Origin of the sequence: Nocardia harenae NBRC 108248 (assembly GCF_001612885.1) — a bacterium.
GTDB classification, from domain to species: domain Bacteria; phylum Actinomycetota; class Actinomycetes; order Mycobacteriales; family Mycobacteriaceae; genus Nocardia; species Nocardia harenae.
This window is the reverse complement of the sequence record NZ_BDBH01000007.1, coordinates 246,774-263,391: the sequence shown is the minus strand read 5'-3', so window position 1 is coordinate 263,391 and position 16,618 is coordinate 246,774. Positions and strand designations below refer to the sequence as shown.

Sequence of the window (16,618 nt, the reverse complement as noted above, 5' to 3'; positions counted from 1 at the left end):
CCAAAGGAAACTGCATATTCGCTGAGAGGTCGAGCGGTCCTGAAATTACTACGCCAGCCGGGTTATCTCCACCACCACGCGCATATCGGTCGAGCCGCCGCCGGAGAAGATGCCCTTCAGCGGCGGCACGTCGGAGTAATCCCGGCCGACGCCGACGGCGACGTGCTGCTCGCCGATGGCGATGTCGTTGGTCGGGTCGTACCCCCACCACTGGCCGGTCCATGCCTCGATCCAGGCGTGCGATTGCCCCTCGACGGTCGCCCCGATCTCCGCCGACGGCTGCGGGTGCAGGTACCCGGAGACGTATCGGCTCGGGATCCGCATGGCGCGCAGCAGCAGCAGCGTCAGGTGCGCGTAGTCCTGGCAGACGCCGCGGCGCTCGGCGAAGGCCTGCACCGCCGAGGTGTGCACCGAGGTGCTCGCCGGGGTGTAGTCCATCTCCCGGTGCACCCACTCGGCCGCGCGCATGACCGCCTTGGCCGGCGATTCGGTGCGCGCGAGCTGCCCGGCGACCGTGTGCAGGTCGTCGTCGAGCGGGACGTAGGGCGTCGGCGCGAGCAGCTCGTCGAAGCGGTCGGCGATCGCGTCGGTGCGCACCTCGTCCCAGCTCAGCTCCTCGGCCGGGCCGGGGAAGGGGTCGGTCTCCACCACCGAGGAGCCGATCACCTGCAGCTCGGTGTGCGGGGCGTGCAGGTCGAAGGTGGTCACCGCGGTGCCCCAGTAGTCGGTGTACCGGTAGGAGCGGGTGGCGGGGATGGTCTCCACCCGGTTCAGCACCACGTTCTGCCGGTGGTCGGCGCGCGGGGTCAGCCTGGCCTCGTTGTACGACCGGGTGACCGGCGTGTCGTAGATGTAGTCGGTGGTGTGCACCACCCGGGTCCGCCAGCTCACAGCTCTCCCTCCGCGCTCACGCGCTGATCGTGGCTGACCTGCAGATCGGTCCAGGCCACCCAGGGCGCCGCGTGGAAGTACTGCAGCGCCACCGCCTCGCTCACCTCGCGGCAGGTGCGCTGCAGCGAGAGCAGCCGGGTCTGCAGGTCCTCCAGCAGGACGCCGGGCGCCAGGAACTCCAGCTCGCTGCGGGCCCGGCCGAGCAGCCGCTGCGCCTCGTGCCGCGCCCCGACCCGGCTGCTCGGCCGCTGGTCCAGCTCGGCCAGGCAGGCCTCGGCCACCCGCACCGAGTGGAACACCGAGCGCGGGAAGAGCCGGTCCAGCAGGATGAACTCGGCCACCAGGTTGGCGTCCAGCGCACCGCGGTGCGTGCGCAGGTAGGTGTCGTGCGCGCCCGCCGAGCGCAGCACCGTCACCCAGGCAGGCGACGAGGTGCGGTCGCCTGCGCGGGAGAGCAGCAGCCGCACCGTCATGTCGACCCGTTCGATGGCCCGGCCGAGCAGCAGGAAGCGGTAGCCGTCGTCGCGGCTGAGGGTGGAGTCGGAGAGCCCGGCGAACATGGCCGCGCGGTCCTTCACGAAGTGGAAGAACTCGTGCGGGCCGAGGCCGCGGGCCGCGGACTCGGCCGCGGCCAGCCCGTTGTAGGTGGTGTTCAGGCACTCCCACATCTCCCCCGAGGTCACCTCCCGCGCGCCGCGCGCGTTCTCCCGCGCCTTGGCGACCGAGCCCACGATCGAGCCGCCGTGCGCGCGGCTGAAGGCCACCAGCTCGGTCACCGACCAGACGTCGAGCGGCCCGGACGGCGGCTCGATGCCGAGCACCCGGAGCAGCAGCCGCGAGGTGCGGTCCGGGTCGACGGTGGCGTCCTCCAGCAGCTGGTGCACCGCGACGTCGAGGATCCGGGCGGTGTCGTCGGCGCGCTCCACGTAGCGGCCGATCCAGTAGAGCGATTCCGCGTTCCTGGCCAGCATCAGGTGCTCCCTCCGGTCGCGGGCCCGGCCGAGCGGACCGCCTGCTGTTGCTGCTGCTGTTGCTGCCCCGCCTGCGCCGGGCTCAGCTCCCGGCCGGACTCGAAGGCGTCGGCCTGCGGCGGCTCGGCCACCAGCTCCTCGCCGCCGAGCTCGGGCTCGGCCTGCGCGTCCTGCGCGGCGAGCACCCAGGTGTCCTTGCTGCCGCCGCCCTGGCTGGAGTTCACCACCAGCGAACCCTCGGGCAGCGCCACCCGGGTGAGCCCGCCGGGCAGCACCCAGATCTGCTCGCCGTCGTTCACCGCGAACGGCCGCAGGTCGACGTGGCGCGGCACCAGGGCGTCGCCGATCTTCGTCGGGACCGTGGAGAGCTGCACGATCGGCTGCGCGATCCAGCCGCGCGGATTCGCCCTGACGTTCTTCGCGACCTCGTCCAGCTCGGCGCGCGAGGCGTCCGGACCGATCACGATGCCGTACCCGCCGGAGCCCTCCACCGGCTTGACCACCAGCTCGTCCAGCCGGTCGAGCACCTCCGCGCACTCGTCGTCCAGCCAGCAGCGGAAGGTGTCGACATTGCGCAGGATCGGCTTCTCCCGCAGGTAGTACTCGATGATCGTGGGCAGGTAGGCGTAGACCAGCTTGTCGTCGCCGACCCCATTGCCCACCGCGTTGGCGATCACCACGGTGCCCGCGCGCGCCGCGTTCAGCACCCCGGCGACGCCGAGTACCGATTCCGGGCGGAAGTGCATGGGGTCGAGGAAGGTGTCGTCGATGCGCCGGTAGATCACGTCCACCTGCCGCTCGCCCGCGGTGGTGCGCATGTAGACGACATTGTCCCGGCAGAAGAGGTCGCGCCCCTCGACCAGCTCCACCCCCATCTGCCTGGCCAGCAGCGAGTGCTCGAAGTAGGCGGAGTTGTGCACGCCGGGGGTGAGCACGACCACCGTGGGGTCGGCCTCGTTCGGCGCCGCCGAGGCGCGCAGCGCGCGCAGCAGGTGCGTGGGGTAGTCGCCGACCGCCCGCACCCGGTGCGAGCCGAAGAGGTCGGGGAAGACCCTGGCCATGGTGCGCCGGTTCTCCATCACGTAGGAGACGCCGGAGGGCGAGCGCAGGTTGTCCTCCAGCACCCGGAAGCCGCCCTGTTCGTCGCGGATGACGTCGATTCCGGCCACGTGGATTCGCACCCCGTTCGGCGGCGCCACCCCGACCGCCGCGCGGTGGAAGTGCGCGCACGAAGTCACCAGGCGCTTCGGGATCACCCCCTCGCGCAGGATCTGCCGCTCGCCGTAGACATCGGCGAGGAAGAGCTCGAGCGCCCGCACCCGCTGCCTGATCCCCGCCTCCAGCTCGGACCATTCCGCCGCCGCCAGCACCCGTGGCACCAGGTCCAGCGGAAACGGCCGCTCCTGGCCGGAGAGGGAGAAGGTGATGCCCTGGTCGACGAAGGCGCGGCCGAGCGCCTCGAAGCGGGCCGCCAGCTCGTCGGCGTGGATCGGGGCGAGCGCGGCGAAGAGCCCGGCGTAAGGGGGCCGGACCGCGCCGTCCGGGGCGAACATCTCGTCGAAGGCCTCGCTGAACCGGCCGGGGCCGTAGCCGTCGAAGACGCCGGTCGCGGGGGCAGGGCGAAGAGCGGTCATCCTTCCGAGGTTGCAACGCCCGTGTCCGGTCCGCGTGAGACGCAGGTTAATTTCGCGCTACGAAGGATCGGGCCGCGATTTCGTCCGCGCGCGGGCTGCTGGTAACCTCGACCTTCGGCGCAGCGTTACTGCTGGTCCGCACCGCTCGGTGCGACCACCGCATGCGCATGAGCTTTCGAAGCACACCTAACCGACAGGAACCAGAGGATACCGGCGTGGCCAATATCAAGTCCCAGCTGAAGCGGATTCGCACCAACGAGGCGGCGCGGCTGCGCAACCAGTCGGTGAAGTCGGCGCTGCGCACCGCGATCCGCAGCTTCCGGGAGGCCGCCGACTCCGGCGACAAGGACGTCGCGGCCGAGCGCCTGCGCTTTGCCAGCCGCAAGCTGGACAAGGCCGCCTCCAAGGGCGTCATCCACGCCAACCAGGCGGCCAACAAGAAGTCCGCGCTGGCGCTGGCCTTCAACAAGATCTGATTTTCCGGCGTCTTCCGGCGCTGTCGCCGCCGCCGTGGCCTCGATGACCACGGCGGCTTTGTCGTGCCCACCGGCGGTGTGGTGGCGGTGTTCCTGCCGGTGGATCGCCCGCACGGGGTTCCGCCGCGGCGCCTGCCGTGCTGGCTACGATTCCGCACATGGTGACCGTGTACGCGAATCAGACCGTGGTCCGAGCCGAGGATCTCCCGGAGGTGATCCGGGCCGCCGAGGTGCTCGGGATCGGGATCAAGATCGAAAATGTGATGGTGCCCGATGACGAGGGCGGGTACGCGCTGGAGTGGATCGTGACCCGGGACGACGAGGTGCCGTCGTACGAGGAGTGGGACGGGCGGTTCGAGGAGTCGTCGGAGGTCGAGGAGGAGGGGTTGGTGCTCACGTCCGGGGAGTGAGCAGTCCCTCATCGGAGCGGCCGGGTGATCGTCCGGGGGCGGTCGACCGGCCGTTCCGGTGTTCGGTGGTGTGGCTGGGTCGGTAGCCGAGCGGCTGACCTCTCGGCCACCGGCGGCCGTCGACCCTTCCGCCGCCTGCCCGCGTCACCGCAGCGTCCGGCGACTGCCCTGCCTACCGCGCGCTGCGAGTGACGGAGGCACGGGGTGTCGGCCCTACCGCCCGGCGGCGCGGAGGCGGGCGAGAGCGGCTTCGGAGGCGTCGTCGGCGGCGTGGTAGACGATGATCCGCTGGTCCGGGTCATGCTGGGAGAGCAGCACTTCGAACTCCACCATCAGGTCGCCGACGATCGGGTGGCGCATCAGCTTCCGGCCGCGGCTGCGGACCAGCACGTCGCGCCGATCCCAGTTGTCGGCGAACTCCGGGCTGGTCTCGGTGAGCTCCGTGATCATCGCCGCCAACGCGGTATCGTCCGGGTGCGCGGCCCAGGCGGCGCGCAAGTCGGCAATGCCGTCCTGGATGATGCGCTCCCGATTGCCGTAGAGATCACGCAGGTCCGGGTGCATGAGGCAGAGCCAGAGCGCGTTGCGGTGGCGGGCGGGCACCGCGGCGAAGTCGAGCAGCAGCGCGGCCATCTCGGGGTTCCAGGCCAGGATGTCGCAGCGGTGGTTCACCAGCATGGCGGGCAACGGCGAGAACACCTGGATGAGCTTGGTCAGCGCGGGCGCGGGCACCTCCCGCTCGGGCTGCACGCTGCTCGGCAGGCGCTGCTGCGCCAGGTCGAAGAGGTAGATCCGCTCGGAGTCGGTGAGCCGCAGCGCCCGGGCGAGCGCGTCGAGCACCTCGACCGAGGGCCGCAGCCCGCGCCCCTGCTCCAGCCGCACCACGTAGTCGGTGCTCACCCCGGCCAGCTCCGCGACTTCTTCGCGCCGCAGCCCCGGCGTCCGCCGCTGCTGCCCGCGCGGCGGCAGCCCGGCCGCGTCGGGCGTGAGCCGCTCGCGCCGGGTGCGCAGGAAGGCCGCGAGTTCCCGTGTGGTGTCCACCGTGCTCGTCACCACCCCGATGGTACGGAGCCTAGGACCGGCCTTCCCAGGAAGAAGTCTCCCTGACCGGCCCGTCCCCGGCTCGGCAGACTCGGTGGCGCAACGACATTCGACCGGCAAGGAGATCGACATGACCGACGTGCGCGCCCTCGACGACTACCGGCTGCTCGGCCGCTCCGGGCTGCGGGTGTCACCGCTCTCGCTCGGCACGATGACCTTCGGCTCGGACTGGGGCTGGGGTGCCGACGCCGCCGAGGCCCGCAAGATCTTCGACACCTACGTCGACCGCGGCGGCAACTTCATCGACACCGCCAGCGCCTACACCGACGGCACCTCGGAGCGCTTCCTCGGCCAGTTCGCCGCCGACCGGCGGGACAGCCTGGTGATCGCCACCAAGTACACGATGCTGCGCCGCCCCGGCGACCCCAATTCCGGCGGCAACCAGCGCAAGAGCATGGTCACCTCGGTGGAGGCCAGCCTGCGCAACCTGAACACCGACTACCTCGACCTGCTCTATCTGCACGCCTGGGACTACCGCACCCCCGTCGAGGAGATCCTGCGCGGCATGGACGACCTCGTACGCGCAGGCAAGGTCCTCTACGTCGGCATCTCGGACGCGCCCGCCTGGCAGGTCTCGCGCATGCAGGCCATCGCCGACCTGCGCGGCTGGGCGCCGCTGATCGCCCTGCAGATCGAGTACAACCTGGTCGAGCGCACCGTGGAGCGCGAGCTGGTACCCATGGCGCGCGAACTCGGCCTCGGCGTCATCCCGTGGTCGCCGCTGGCCAGCGGGGTGCTGACCGGCAAGTACGGCCGCGCCGATCTGGATGTCGAGACCTCGGCGGGTGCGGCGGGCACCCGGCGCAATGTGGCCGCCTCCGCAGGATCGCTCACGGAGCGCGCCCTCGGCATCGCCGACGTGGTGCGCGAGATCGCCCGCGCGGCGGGGTACACCCCGGCCCAGGTGGCGGTGGCCTGGGTACTGCGGCAGCCGGGGGTGACCTCGCCGATCGTCGGCGCTCGCACGCGCGACCAGCTCACCGACAATCTGGGCGCGCTCGAAGTTCAGCTCTCCCCTGAGCAGCTGGACCGGCTAGATCAGGTCAGCGCGATCGAGCTCGGCTTCCCGCACGATTTCCTGCGTCGCCCGATGACGCGGTCGGTCACCTTCGGCGATCTGAAGGTCGAGGAACGGCTGCCGCTCAGCTGACGGGGCAGCTGCCCGTCGGCTCGACCCGATCAGCCGGCTGGCAGCCGACCATCTCAGCTGCCTACGGACCTGCCACTCAGCTGCCCCACCGACCGACCTGCCCAGCTCCGCGTGGCCGCGGTGGTGTGGCTGCCGCTTCCGGTGCACCGCCACCAGCGACGGCCCTGCGCTCAGCTGCCTCCGTGCAGATCGCAGATGCGGCCGAGCGCCTGCTCCAGGGCGTAACCGGAGTCGGCGGCGCCACCCTTGACATCGGCGTTCAGGGTGGCGACCACCCGCATCGCGGTGCCGATCTTCTCCGGGCTCCACCCCCTCGCCTGCGCCTTGGCCTTCTTCACCTTCCACGGCGGCATGCCGAGCTGCTGCGCGAGCTGCATCGGGTCGCCCCGGCCGGCGGAGCCGACCCTGGCAATGGTGTGCACCGAGTCGGCGAGCGCGTCGGCCAGCAGCACGTGCGGCACGCCGCGGTCGTCGGCCCAGCGCAGCGCCTCCATGGCCGCCGCCCGATTGCCGACGACCGCGAGCTCGGCCACGTCGAACCCGCTCACCTCGGCGCGGCCGGAGTAGTAGCGGCGCACCGCGGCCACGTTCACCGTGCCACCGGTGTCGGCGGCGAGCTGGGAGCAGGCGGCGGCCAGCTCGCGCAGGTCGGAGCCGACGGCGTCGAGCAACTCCTGCACCACATCGCCCGCTGCCCTCACCCCCGCCGCGCGGAACTCGCCCCGCACGAAATCGACCCGCTCGGCATGCTTGGTGAGCTTGGCGCAGTGGTGCACCCGCGCCCCGCCCCGCTGCAGGGTGCTGGCGAGCGCCTTGGCCCGGCCGCCGCCGGAGTGCAGGATCACGAGCACTACACCGGCGGGTGGGTCGGCGGCGGCCGCGCCGATTAGCGTGACCGCCTCCTTACCCGCCTCGGCGGCGGATTCCAGGATGATCAGCCGGTCCTCGGCGAACAGCGAGGGGCTCAGCAGCTCCGCGAGTTCGGCGGTCGTGGCCTCGCCCGCTCTCCGGCGCTCCACCGGCACCGCGTCCGGGTCCGGCGCGGTGGCCCTGACCTCGGTGGTGACCGTCGCCACCGCGCGCTCGATCAACAGTTCTTCGTCGCCGAGCACCAGATGCACCGCCGCCGTCTGCTCGCTCACGCGGTCGATCCTACGGTTCGGGGGTGACACGCGTTTCCGGCGGCGGCCGCCGGTACCGGTGCCGGTTCCGACGCTGCGGCGGCGGACGGCCCGGCCGTGCGGCAGGCGCCGCTTCGGCGCGATTTCTCCTGCGCACCGCGTGGGCGCGGAGGCCGAGGCAGGTGCCGAGAAGCGCCGCTGCTGAGAGAACTCCGGTCAGGACGCCACCGGGGACGGTCACCGTGGCGCCGGGCAGGCATGCGGTGTGTTCGGCGACTTCGAGAAGCCACCAGAGCGGGACGGCGGCCGGTCGGAGCAGGAGTTCGGCGGGGAGGGCCCAGGCCCAAGCGATGGTTGCGGCGAGGGCGCCGAGCACCGTGATGGCGGCGATCACCGGTGCCACGAGCACATTGGCGAGGATCGCCACCAGGCTCAGCTTGCCGGTGACGGCTACGACGAGGGGTGCGGTGACGGCGAAGGCAGCGGCCGAGACAGCGGTGATCTCGGCGGGGGCTCGCCGCCAGCCGTGGCTGCGGAGGGTGGCGGACCAGCCGGGGGCGACGAGGATCAGGGCAGCGGTGGCCAGAACCGAGAGCGCGAAGCCGATGCTCACCGCCAGTGCGGGCCAGAGCGCCAGCAGGAGGATCACCGCACCGCACAACGCGGGAAGTGCCTGTCTGCGGCGGCCGGTCAGCAGGGCCAGCACCGTCACCGAGCCCATGGCGGCGGCGCGCAGGACGCTCGGGTCGGGGCGGGCGATGACCACGAAGAGCAGGAGAGCGAGTGCTGCGGTGGCGGCGCAGGCCGTCGGCGGGAGGGTCAGGGCTCGGCAGAGGGCGAGTACGGCGGTGAGGACGATGGTGACGTTGGCGCCGCTCACCACGCACAGGTGTTGCAGGCCTGCGGTGGCGAAATCGTCCCGGACATCGTCGGTGAGGCCGGAGGTGTCGCCCAGGACCAGTGCGGGGAGCACGCCTGCGGCGTCGCGGCCGAGTACCCGCCGGGCCGCTTCGGTGAGGGAGCGGCGGACCGGCATAGCGGCTCGTTGCCACCAGGGTGGTTGTTCCAGTACTGCGGGCGGGGCGTTCGCGCGCAGGACCGCGACGGTGAGGTCGCTCGTTTGTGGTCGCATCGGTTTGGCTTGGAAGCGGAGCAGGCCACCCGGGGTAAGGCCACCCCATTCGTCGCCACCGGCCAGGATGGTGACGGTGCCGCCCGCGCGGACACGCTGTCCGGCGTACCGATATTCGACCAGGTCGGCGCGTACTACCCAGCGGCGCTGGTCGCCGAAGGATCTGTTGCGCACCGGTTTCGGGTCGTCTGTCGGCACCGCGTAGACCTGCACGGATGCGCGGTCCGGCAGGGTGCGCACGGGGTGGGCGGTGACGCGCTGTTCCCGCCAGGCGGCGGCGGTCGCGAAACCGGTGCCGAGTAGCAGGGCGGCGATCATTCCCCACACCAGGAGGCGCTGCGGCTCGGAGTGCCGCACTCCCGCGCGCAGTAGCCAGATCCACAGCGCGCACGCGGTGCCGATGAGCACGGCCGCGAGGACGAGGCCGGTTATCCAGCCTGCGGTGATCGCGACGATCGTCGCGGCCCAGCAGAGCAGAGCTGCCGGGATCAGGCGGGCGTCCAGTGCTCGTGATTCGGGGGCGGGTGGCTCCTCCGGGCGGACGATCGGCCAGTAGCCGGAATGGGTTGTCACCGGGTTCCCGGCCGAGCGCCGGCTCACAACGTCACCAGCTCGCGGAGCCGAGCCAGACGGGCCGGGCCGATGCCTTCGACATCGCCGAGTTGCTCGATATCGCTGAAGCGGCCGTTACTGGCTCGCCAGGTCACGATGGCGCGGGCAGTGACGGGGCCGACGCCGGGGAGGGCGTCGAGTTCCGCCTCGGTCGCGGTATTGAGGTCGACCTTCTCCGTGGCTCCCTCGGCGCCGGGGTTCGCCGCACTGCCGGTGCTCGCGGTGCCGCTGGTGCGGGGCGGGGCGGCGGGGTCGGCGACGCCGACGAGGATCTGGTCGCCGTCGGCGATTTTCTGGGCGAGGTTGAGGCCCTGGAGGTCGGCGCCGGGAAGGGGGCCGCCCGCGGCGTCGAGCGCGTCGGCGATTCTCGCGCCGGGTGCGAGGCGCAGGAGACCGCCGCGGTGCACCAGCCCGACTACGCTCACCACCAGTTCGCCCTGGCTTTCCTGGGCGGGAGCGATATCGCCGCGGGCGGGTTCCTGGCCGGGTGCCGCGGCCATGCGGACCGCGGGTACCGGGGCCGCTTGGCTGATCGCCGGACGATCGCGCCAGATGGTGTATCCGGCGATCATGACGGCCACCAGCCCCACCAGGGCGAGTGCTGCCGCTGCGCGGCGGGTGACCGCTATTCGTGCTGCGGGGAAGAGGCGTTCGTACCACGGCGCCGGGCGCGCCTGGCCGTGTAACCAATCCGGTTCGGCGATCGTGTCGGGGTCACGGGTCTGGGCCCAGCGCTCTTCCGTGGTGTCGTCCTCGGGGTCGGCGGGCCACGGCTCGGTCTCCCGCCAGCGGTGCAGCTGTCGCCTGGCGTCGAGTTGCTCGGTCTTGGCGGCCCAGCGGGGATCGGCGACGGCGGGCCGCTCCCCCACCTGGTCGATGGCGTTCGTCGGCAGCGGGACGCGGAGCGGGCCAGCGGTGGGCTGGGTGGGGGTGAGAACGCTCAGGCGTCTGCGGATTCGGTCGTGCTCCTCGTGGCGGGACATGGGGGCGACGCTAGGTCGCGGCGCGTCTTTTCCACCGGCGTCGACCTGGGCCTTCTCCTGCCCTGTGGATAGCCGCGGGGTTGGGGACAAGGCCATCGATCCAGCTGTTTGCTATAAGTATGCTGGACCGATGGTGGCGAACCCGGCGCCGATGCTGGCCGTCTCCGGGCGGCCGCCGGACGACGCCGCGCGCTGGGCCGTCGAGATGAAGTGGGACGGGGTTCGCGCCATCGTCCGGATCGAGGCGGAGACGTGCCGGTTCACCAGCAGGAATGCCCGGGATATCTCGCGTTCCTACCCCGAACTCGAGGCGGCGCTCCGCGCGCTGGCTCGGGACTTTCCGCTGGTGATCGATGGGGAGATCGTGGCGCCGGAGCCGGGTACCGGGGCGCCGTCTTTCGGGCGGCTGCAGCACCGCATGCACGTGGTCACGCCGACGCCGGGGCTGCTCGCCGCCTACCCGGTGGAGTTCATCGTGTTCGACGTGCTCGAGCTCGCCGGGGAATCGCTCGTGCACCGGCCGTATACCGAGCGCAGGGAGCGGCTCGACGCGCTCGAGCTGGGCGGGGAGCTGGTGCCGGTGCCGCCGTTCTGGACGGGGGTGCGGCCGGCGGCGCTGCTCGAGGTGGCGGCGCAGCACCACCTCGAGGGGATCGTGTGCAAGCGGCTCGACTCGGTGTATCTGCCGGGGCGGCGCTCGACGTCCTGGATCAAGACACCGCTGCGGCGGAGTACCGAAGCGATAGTCGCGGGATGGTTGCCGGGGAGCGGGCGGTTCAGCGGGACATTCGGTTCCCTGGTTTTGGCGGCGCACGACGACAGTGGGCGGCTGGTGCATATCGGGAATGTCGGGACCGGGTTCACGGCGGCGGTGCGGCGGGCGTTGCAGGGGAGGCTGGACGATCTGGCACGGGAGTCGGCGCCGCTGGATCGGGTGCCGGTGCCGTCGGCCGTGCCGGGGGTGCACTGGGTCGATCCGGTGCTGGTCGGGGATATCGAGTTCCGGGAGGCGAGTTCGTCCGGGTTGCGGCATCCGAGCTGGCGCGGGTTGCGGGCGGACAAGGCGGCGGACGAGGTGCGGATTCCGTTCTGATCCGGGCCGGGGTGGCTAGGGTCGGAGGGGTGCCGGAGCTGATCGCGCCCACCGCCGGGCTGCATGCCGCCTGGTCGGAGGCGCATCGGGAGTGGGGGCCGGGGGCGCACGAGGACGGGTTCGGGTTGCGGGCGGACGACGAGGTCGCGTCCGCGGCGGGGTTCGCCGGGTGGGTGCGGCGGCTGGAGGCGGAGTCCGCGCGGTGCACGTATCGGTGGATCGTCGAGGACGGGCGGGTGCTCGGGGGGATCGCGCTGCGGCACGGGACGGATGCGGCGGTGTTGCGCGCGGGGCACATCGGGTACGGGGTGCGGCCGTCGGCGCGGAGGCGGGGGGTGGCGAGCTGGGCGCTCGCGCGCATGCTGGAGGTCGCGCGGGGGCGCGGGATGGGGCGGGTGCTGCTGATCTGCGCGGACGGGAATGTGGGGTCGGCGCGGACCATCGAAAAGGTGGGTGGGGTGCTCGAGTCGGTTCGGGTCACCGAACTCGGGCCTGCCCGCCGGTACTGGGTGGCTCTCGAGTAGCGCGCAGCGCTACCAGCCCTGCTGCGGCACGCCCTGACCAGGTCCGGGCTGCTGCCTGCCCGGTTGGGACGACGCTGGCTGCCACCCTTGCACAGGGGCCGGCTGCTGCCAGTTCTGCTGCGCGACAGGCTGGGGCCAACCCTGAGGCGCGGCAGGCTGCTGCCAACCCTGAGGCGCGGCAGGCTGCTGCCAACCCACTGGGGGCGGCGCACCCTGCGCCCCGGACGGCACGGTGTGGATCAACTGTCCGGGCACCGGCGGCTGATTCGCCTGCGCCACCAGATTCGGCACATCCCCCGCCGGCACCGGCGACTGCACCCCGCACACCGGGCACTCCAGATAGCTCCGGCTGCTGATGGGAAAGAGCGGGACGAAGAACAGCGTGAACTTCGTGACCAGTTTCCGCAGCCCGTGCGGCCCCGTGGTGCGGCAGGCGCCGCAGAACGCCGCGAGTACGGCCAGCGTCAGTACCTGGCGTTGCCAGCCCCAGATGAGCACGTGATCTCTCCCCACCGGTAGTCGGACGAGCGCAGCCTACGTGGCGGCGGTGACAGCCGGTCGGCAGGTCCGTCGATGTCCGGTTCCTGGCTCGCTAGAGTGGGCGGATGACTTCACCCGGGCGCGTCAACAGGGGCCCGCGCGCCGCCGCGGACAATCGTGCCGCGCTCGTCGCCGCGGCCCGGAAAGTGTTCGCCAGCAGCGGGTTCGACGCGCCGCTCAGCTCCATCGCGCGCGCCGCCGGAGTCGGGCAGGGGGTGCTGTACCGGCACTTCCCGAGCCGCGACGCCATCGCGCTCGCGGTCTTCGACGAGAACATCGCGGAGGTGGAGGCGCTGGCGGCCGATCCGGAGACGCGGGTCGACACGGTGCTCGAGGTGATCGTCGAGCAGATCACCGCCTCGGCGGCGTTCGTGGCCATGTTGCGGCCGACCGGGAGCGACCCGCGGTTGCTCGCGGTGGCCGAGCGGTTCACCGCGCTGATCGCCAAGAAGCTCACGGATCCGGCGCAGCGGGGCAATCTCGATCCGGCGCTGGATGCCGCCGATGTCGTGCTCGCCGTCGCCATGCTGGCCAAGGTGCTCTCCGAGTCGGATCCGTCGGCCAGGGGTGAGACCGCGCAGCGGGCGTGGCGCCTGCTGCGCAGCGGGCTCGCGCCGCGCTGATCCGCGCTCGGCGGACCGAGCACAGCGCGCGGGACGCGCGGTGTCGTCAGCTCCCGCAGCCACCCGGGAGAACGACAACCCCCACCGCGCCGACCCCGAGGTGCACGGCCAGCGCGGGCCCGAACTCGACCTGCACCAGCTCGGTGACATCCGGCAGCTTCTCCCGCAACTGGCCCGCGACCGTCGCCGCGGCATCGGCGGCGCCCAGGTGCTGCACGCCGACCGCGGCGGGCTCGCCCCCGGCCGCCTCGACGGCGGCGGCGACCAACCGGCTGTACGCCTTGGACCTGGTCCGCACCTTCTCCCGCAGCTCCAGCCGCCCCTCCACGATCTGCAGCAGCGGCTTGGTGACCAGCTCGCTGCCGAAGAACGAGGCGGCGGTGCTGAGCCTGCCGCCCTTGCGCAGCTGCTCGGTGCGGTTCACCAGGATGAAGGTGCGGGCCCGGCGCGCGGCGGCGTCGGCGGCCTCGTGCACCGCGTCCATCCCCTCCCCCGCGGCGGCCCGGCGGCCAGCGGCCAGGACGGGAAGCCCGGTGGCCAGCCCGGCACCGAGCGAGTCGACCAGCCGGATGCGCTCCGAGCCCAGCTCGGCAATGGCCTGCCTGCCCGCCTCCCAGGTGGCGGAGAGCTGCTGGGAGAGGTGCACGGCGACCACCCCGGCACCGTCGCTGCGCTGCAGCGCGCGCTCGTAGACGGCGCGCAGCTCGCCGGGGGCGGCGGCGGAGGTGCTGACCTCGTCCGAGCCGTAGTCGATGTCGATCGGGTCGATGCCCTCGCGAATGGTGCGGTCACCGGCGAGGACGTGCAGCGGGACGACGACGATGTCGAGTTCGGCGACGAGCTCGGCGGGCAGGGAGGCGGACGAATCGGTGACGACCACGACAGCCACGGTCTACCGGCCCTCCCGCACGCTCTCCGCGGCGAGCCCGGGGTGGGCCGCCAGCACCTTCAGCATCGACTCCGCGACCGCGGCGTGCCCGGCCCAGCCCCAGTGGATGCCGTCCGGGTTGCCCGCGCCGGAGAAGACGTTCTCGCGCACCGCCGCCCCGAGGTCGACCAGCGGGACGCCGCTGTGCGCCGACCACTCGGTGAGCGCGCGCACCATGGGCTCACGGCCCCGGTGTACCTTGCCGTACGCCGCACACACGTGCACCGAGGGCAGCACGCCGATCATCGGCAGCTCGGGGCGCAGCCCGGCGAGCGCCGCCCTCGACTGCTCCAGGTAGTCGACGCTCACCCGCGGCGGCAGCGCGACCGGCCTGCCCAGCTTGGACAGGTGCGGCTGGGCCGCGTTGTACACCTCGCGCACCCGGCGGCGCAGCGCGGGCGGGCGGACGTAGCGGATGAGCTCGCGCAGCGCGGTCGGCAGCGGCGATGGCAGCGAATCCATGCCACCGGTCGCGAAGATCACCGCGCCCGCGCGCGGGACCGAGGCCCAGACCCGGGGGTCGCCGATCAGCGCCCAGTAGGCATCGCGGCAGGTCCAGCCGATCCGGCCGACCAGCTCCACATCCCAGCCCAGTTCGGCGGCAACGAGATTCGGCCAGATCCGGGGGTGGTCGGCGGAGAGCCCGCCCCTGGGCCCGAAGTAGGCCAGCGAGTCCGCGATGACCAGCAGCGTCGGCCGCTCCTCAGAGGACATCCGGCGCCACCTTCGCCGCCGCGTTCCACACGTCCAGCCGCCACCCCGGCCGCTCGAAGCTCGGGCCGTGCGCGCTGAGCTGCACCCAGCTGGTGTTGGCCAGCCCGCCGAGGATCGGCCAGTTCCGCGGCGGCAGGTCGAGCAGCGCGGCGGTGAGCGCGGCGATCAGCCCGCCGTGCGCCACCAGGAAGACGGTCCGGCCGGGCCAATCGTCGCGCTCCCGGTACAGCTCGTGCACCAGCGGCAGCGAACGGGCCCCGACCTGCAGCTTGCTCTCGCCGCCGGGCGGGGTGTAGGAGGCGTCCATCCGCCAGGCCACCCGAGCGCCCGGGTAGTCGCGGTCGACGTCGATGTGGGTGAGCCCCTCCCAGATGCCGAGGCTGGTCTCGCGCAGCCGCGGGTCGAGCACGACCGGCAGCCCGGTGCTGTCGCCGAGCGCCTGCGCGGTATCCCGCGCCCGGCGCAGGTCGGAGGAGTGGATGGCGATGGCATTGCGCGAATTGAGTTCGCGCGCGGCCTCTTTCGCCTGCCCCCGGCCGAGCTCGGTGAGGTCGGTGTCGATCTGGCCCTGCATCCGGTCGACCGCGTTCCACTCGGTCTGGCCGTGCCGCAGCAGGATCAGCGTGCGTACGCCGGCGTTCTTGCTCACTCGGCGGCCCCGTCACCCGCCGCCGCGGTGCTGTCGGCAGGGCGGCCGTCGGCGCCGATGCCGGGCACGGGGACGGTGGGGCAGTCCTTCCAGAGCCGCTCCAGGCCGTAGTAGTTGCGCTCGTCGTTGTGCTGAATGTGCACCACGATGTCGACGTAGTCGAGCAGCGCCCAGCGGCCCTCGCGGGTGCCCTCGCGGCGCACCGGCTTGTGCCCCGCGTCGCGCAGCTTCTCCTCGATATTGTCGACGATGGCATTGACCTGCCGCTCGTTCGGCGCCGACGCGATCACGAAGCAGTCCGTGATCACCAGCTGCTCGGAGACGTCGAGCACCACCACATCGGAGGCCAGCTTCTCGTCCGCCGCGACCGCGGCGACCCGTGCCATCTGCACCGATTCGTCCGATGCGCTCATTCGCTACCTTCCGGTCCGTTCGGCACGTACAGGTGCCGCTTCGATATGTACTGCACGACGCCGTCGGGCACGAGATACCAGACCGGGCGGTTCTCCGCGGCCCGGCGCCTGCACTCGCTCGACGAGATGGCGAGCGCGGGCACCTCGATCATGGTGACCGCGTCGGCGGGCATGTCGCGTAGATACTCCGCCAGGTGATCGGCATTGAGCTCGTAGCCAGGACGGCTCACCCCGACGAACTTCGCCAGCTCGAACAGTTCGGCCCAATCCTGCCACGTGAGGATATTGGCCAGCGCGTCCGCACCGGTGATGAAGTACAGCTCGGCGTCCGGGTAGCGGGCGCGCATCTCGCGCAGGGTGTCGACGGTGTAGGTGACCTTGCCGCGATCGATGTCGGCCCGGCTCACCGAGAAGCGCGGGTTGGAGGCGGTGGCGATGACGGTCATGAGGTAGCGGTCCTCGGCCGCGCTGACCTTCTTGTCCGCCTTCTGCCACGGCTGCCCGGTCGGGACGAAGACCACTTCGTCCAGGTCGAACCGGTTGGCGACCTCACTCGCCGCGACGAGGTGCCCGTGGTGGATGGGGTCGAAGGTGCCGCCCATCACCCCCAGCCGGGGGGCCGGCCGTCCTGTTTCCCGCATGGCTGCCGAGCT

19 protein-coding genes are annotated in these 16,618 nt (G+C 72.0%); 6 read left to right on the top strand and 13 right to left on the bottom strand.

Annotated features, from left to right (window positions below; all coding sequences use genetic code 11):
* Positions 1 to 48: 48 nt before the first annotated feature.
* The 3 genes from NH2_RS16845 to NH2_RS16835 are packed head-to-tail and all read right to left on the bottom strand — an operon-like array spanning position 49 to position 3,496.
* Positions 49 to 891, bottom strand: coding sequence for a transglutaminase family protein (locus tag NH2_RS16845; protein ID WP_067654596.1), 843 nt, complete (start codon positions 889 to 891; stop codon positions 49 to 51).
* Entirely contained in the window at positions 888 to 1,862 is a 975-nt protein-coding gene (locus NH2_RS16840) for an alpha-E domain-containing protein (RefSeq protein WP_067654594.1), read from the bottom strand. Before NH2_RS16840 ends, NH2_RS16845 begins: the two co-directional genes overlap by 4 nt.
* On the bottom strand, positions 1,862 to 3,496 hold the full coding sequence (locus NH2_RS16835) for a circularly permuted type 2 ATP-grasp protein (RefSeq protein ID WP_067654592.1): 1,635 nt from the start codon (positions 3,494 to 3,496) through the stop codon (positions 1,862 to 1,864). The genes NH2_RS16840 and NH2_RS16835 overlap by 1 nt, the downstream gene beginning before the upstream one ends.
* 215 nt (positions 3,497 to 3,711) lie before the next feature.
* On the opposite strand from NH2_RS16835, the gene rpsT reads away from it, so the two are divergent.
* Both rpsT and NH2_RS16825 read left to right on the top strand, forming a co-directional pair.
* Positions 3,712 to 3,972 carry a 30S ribosomal protein S20 gene (gene rpsT / locus NH2_RS16830; protein ID WP_067654590.1) on the top strand — a complete coding sequence of 87 codons (261 nt, stop codon included), beginning with the start codon at positions 3,712 to 3,714 and terminating at the stop codon, positions 3,970 to 3,972.
* A 158-nt stretch (positions 3,973 to 4,130) separates the two neighbouring features.
* Positions 4,131 to 4,382, top strand: coding sequence for a hypothetical protein (locus tag NH2_RS16825; RefSeq protein WP_067654588.1), 252 nt, complete (start codon positions 4,131 to 4,133; stop codon positions 4,380 to 4,382).
* A gap of 213 nt (positions 4,383 to 4,595) precedes the next feature.
* Here NH2_RS16825 and NH2_RS16820 read toward each other — a convergent pair whose 3' ends face one another.
* Complete coding sequence (locus NH2_RS16820; RefSeq protein WP_369690050.1) at positions 4,596 to 5,435, bottom strand: helix-turn-helix domain-containing protein; 840 nt, start codon at positions 5,433 to 5,435, stop codon at positions 4,596 to 4,598.
* A 118-nt stretch (positions 5,436 to 5,553) separates the two neighbouring features.
* On the opposite strand from NH2_RS16820, the gene NH2_RS16815 reads away from it, so the two are divergent.
* The gene (locus NH2_RS16815; protein WP_067654584.1) at positions 5,554 to 6,633 is read left to right on the top strand and encodes an aldo/keto reductase; all 1,080 of its coding nucleotides are present in this window, start codon (positions 5,554 to 5,556) and stop codon (positions 6,631 to 6,633) included.
* Positions 6,634 to 6,803: 170 nt separating this feature from the next.
* Here NH2_RS16815 and holA read toward each other — a convergent pair whose 3' ends face one another.
* From holA to NH2_RS16800, 3 genes are read right to left on the bottom strand one after another with little or no spacing between them, the layout of a single operon-like run.
* On the bottom strand, positions 6,804 to 7,775 hold the full coding sequence (gene holA, locus NH2_RS16810) for a DNA polymerase III subunit delta (protein ID WP_067654582.1): 972 nt from the start codon (positions 7,773 to 7,775) through the stop codon (positions 6,804 to 6,806).
* 10 nt (positions 7,776 to 7,785) lie between these two features.
* A complete protein-coding gene (locus NH2_RS16805) occupies positions 7,786 to 9,459 on the bottom strand; it encodes a ComEC/Rec2 family competence protein (RefSeq protein WP_169811500.1) in 1,674 nt (557 codons plus the stop codon).
* A 23-nt stretch (positions 9,460 to 9,482) separates the two neighbouring features.
* Positions 9,483 to 10,481, bottom strand: coding sequence for a ComEA family DNA-binding protein (locus NH2_RS16800; protein WP_067654580.1), 999 nt, complete (start codon positions 10,479 to 10,481; stop codon positions 9,483 to 9,485).
* A gap of 130 nt (positions 10,482 to 10,611) precedes the next feature.
* Between NH2_RS16800 and ligD the strand changes: the two genes are divergently transcribed.
* The gene (ligD, locus tag NH2_RS16795) at positions 10,612 to 11,574 is read left to right on the top strand and encodes a non-homologous end-joining DNA ligase (RefSeq protein ID WP_067654578.1); all 963 of its coding nucleotides are present in this window, start codon (positions 10,612 to 10,614) and stop codon (positions 11,572 to 11,574) included.
* A gap of 29 nt (positions 11,575 to 11,603) precedes the next feature.
* Complete coding sequence (locus NH2_RS16790; RefSeq protein WP_067655722.1) at positions 11,604 to 12,098, top strand: GNAT family N-acetyltransferase; 495 nt, start codon at positions 11,604 to 11,606, stop codon at positions 12,096 to 12,098.
* 9 nt (positions 12,099 to 12,107) lie between these two features.
* On the opposite strand, the gene NH2_RS16785 is transcribed toward NH2_RS16790, so the two are convergent.
* A complete protein-coding gene (locus NH2_RS16785) occupies positions 12,108 to 12,596 on the bottom strand; it encodes a zinc ribbon domain-containing protein (protein ID WP_067654576.1) in 489 nt (162 codons plus the stop codon).
* 107 nt (positions 12,597 to 12,703) lie between these two features.
* On the opposite strand from NH2_RS16785, the gene NH2_RS16780 reads away from it, so the two are divergent.
* Positions 12,704 to 13,261, top strand: coding sequence for a TetR/AcrR family transcriptional regulator (locus NH2_RS16780; RefSeq protein ID WP_067654574.1), 558 nt, complete (start codon positions 12,704 to 12,706; stop codon positions 13,259 to 13,261).
* A gap of 46 nt (positions 13,262 to 13,307) precedes the next feature.
* On the opposite strand, the gene NH2_RS16775 is transcribed toward NH2_RS16780, so the two are convergent.
* Genes NH2_RS16775 through nadD form a run of 5 tightly spaced genes read right to left on the bottom strand, consistent with a single transcriptional unit; the run spans position 13,308 to position 16,606 of the window.
* Positions 13,308 to 14,150 (bottom strand): DegV family protein, encoded by an 843-nt coding sequence (locus tag NH2_RS16775; RefSeq protein WP_067654572.1) that lies wholly within the window; start codon positions 14,148 to 14,150, stop codon positions 13,308 to 13,310.
* 3 nt (positions 14,151 to 14,153) lie between these two features.
* Positions 14,154 to 14,903 (bottom strand): diglucosylglycerate octanoyltransferase, encoded by a 750-nt coding sequence (octT, locus tag NH2_RS16770; protein ID WP_067654570.1) that lies wholly within the window; start codon positions 14,901 to 14,903, stop codon positions 14,154 to 14,156.
* Complete coding sequence (locus NH2_RS16765) at positions 14,893 to 15,552, bottom strand: histidine phosphatase family protein (protein WP_067654567.1); 660 nt, start codon at positions 15,550 to 15,552, stop codon at positions 14,893 to 14,895. Before NH2_RS16765 ends, octT begins: the two co-directional genes overlap by 11 nt.
* Entirely contained in the window at positions 15,549 to 15,965 is a 417-nt protein-coding gene (rsfS, locus tag NH2_RS16760) for a ribosome silencing factor (RefSeq protein ID WP_067654565.1), read from the bottom strand. The genes NH2_RS16765 and rsfS overlap by 4 nt, the downstream gene beginning before the upstream one ends.
* The gene (gene nadD / locus NH2_RS16755; protein ID WP_084505607.1) at positions 15,962 to 16,606 is read right to left on the bottom strand and encodes a nicotinate-nucleotide adenylyltransferase; all 645 of its coding nucleotides are present in this window, start codon (positions 16,604 to 16,606) and stop codon (positions 15,962 to 15,964) included. Before nadD ends, rsfS begins: the two co-directional genes overlap by 4 nt.
* Positions 16,607 to 16,618 lie beyond the last annotated feature (12 nt).

Excerpts from the sequence above, each read along its gene's own strand:
- NH2_RS16800 (WP_067654580.1), bottom strand. The coding sequence starts at position 10,481 with ATGTCCCGCCACGAGGAGCACGACCGAATCCGCAGACGCCTGAGCGTT.
- NH2_RS16840 (WP_067654594.1), bottom strand. The coding sequence starts at position 1,862 with ATGCTGGCCAGGAACGCGGAATCGCTCTACTGGATCGGCCGCTACGTG.
- NH2_RS16835 (WP_067654592.1), bottom strand. The coding sequence starts at position 3,496 with ATGACCGCTCTTCGCCCTGCCCCCGCGACCGGCGTCTTCGACGGCTAC.
- NH2_RS16825 (WP_067654588.1), top strand. The coding sequence starts at position 4,131 with ATGGTGACCGTGTACGCGAATCAGACCGTGGTCCGAGCCGAGGATCTC.
- ligD (WP_067654578.1), top strand. The coding sequence starts at position 10,612 with ATGGTGGCGAACCCGGCGCCGATGCTGGCCGTCTCCGGGCGGCCGCCG.
- NH2_RS16780 (WP_067654574.1), top strand. The coding sequence starts at position 12,704 with ATGACTTCACCCGGGCGCGTCAACAGGGGCCCGCGCGCCGCCGCGGAC.
- nadD (WP_084505607.1), bottom strand. The coding sequence starts at position 16,606 with ATGCGGGAAACAGGACGGCCGGCCCCCCGGCTGGGGGTGATGGGCGGC.
- rsfS (WP_067654565.1), bottom strand. The coding sequence starts at position 15,965 with ATGAGCGCATCGGACGAATCGGTGCAGATGGCACGGGTCGCCGCGGTC.
- NH2_RS16815 (WP_067654584.1), top strand. The coding sequence starts at position 5,554 with ATGACCGACGTGCGCGCCCTCGACGACTACCGGCTGCTCGGCCGCTCC.
- octT (WP_067654570.1), bottom strand. The coding sequence starts at position 14,903 with ATGTCCTCTGAGGAGCGGCCGACGCTGCTGGTCATCGCGGACTCGCTG.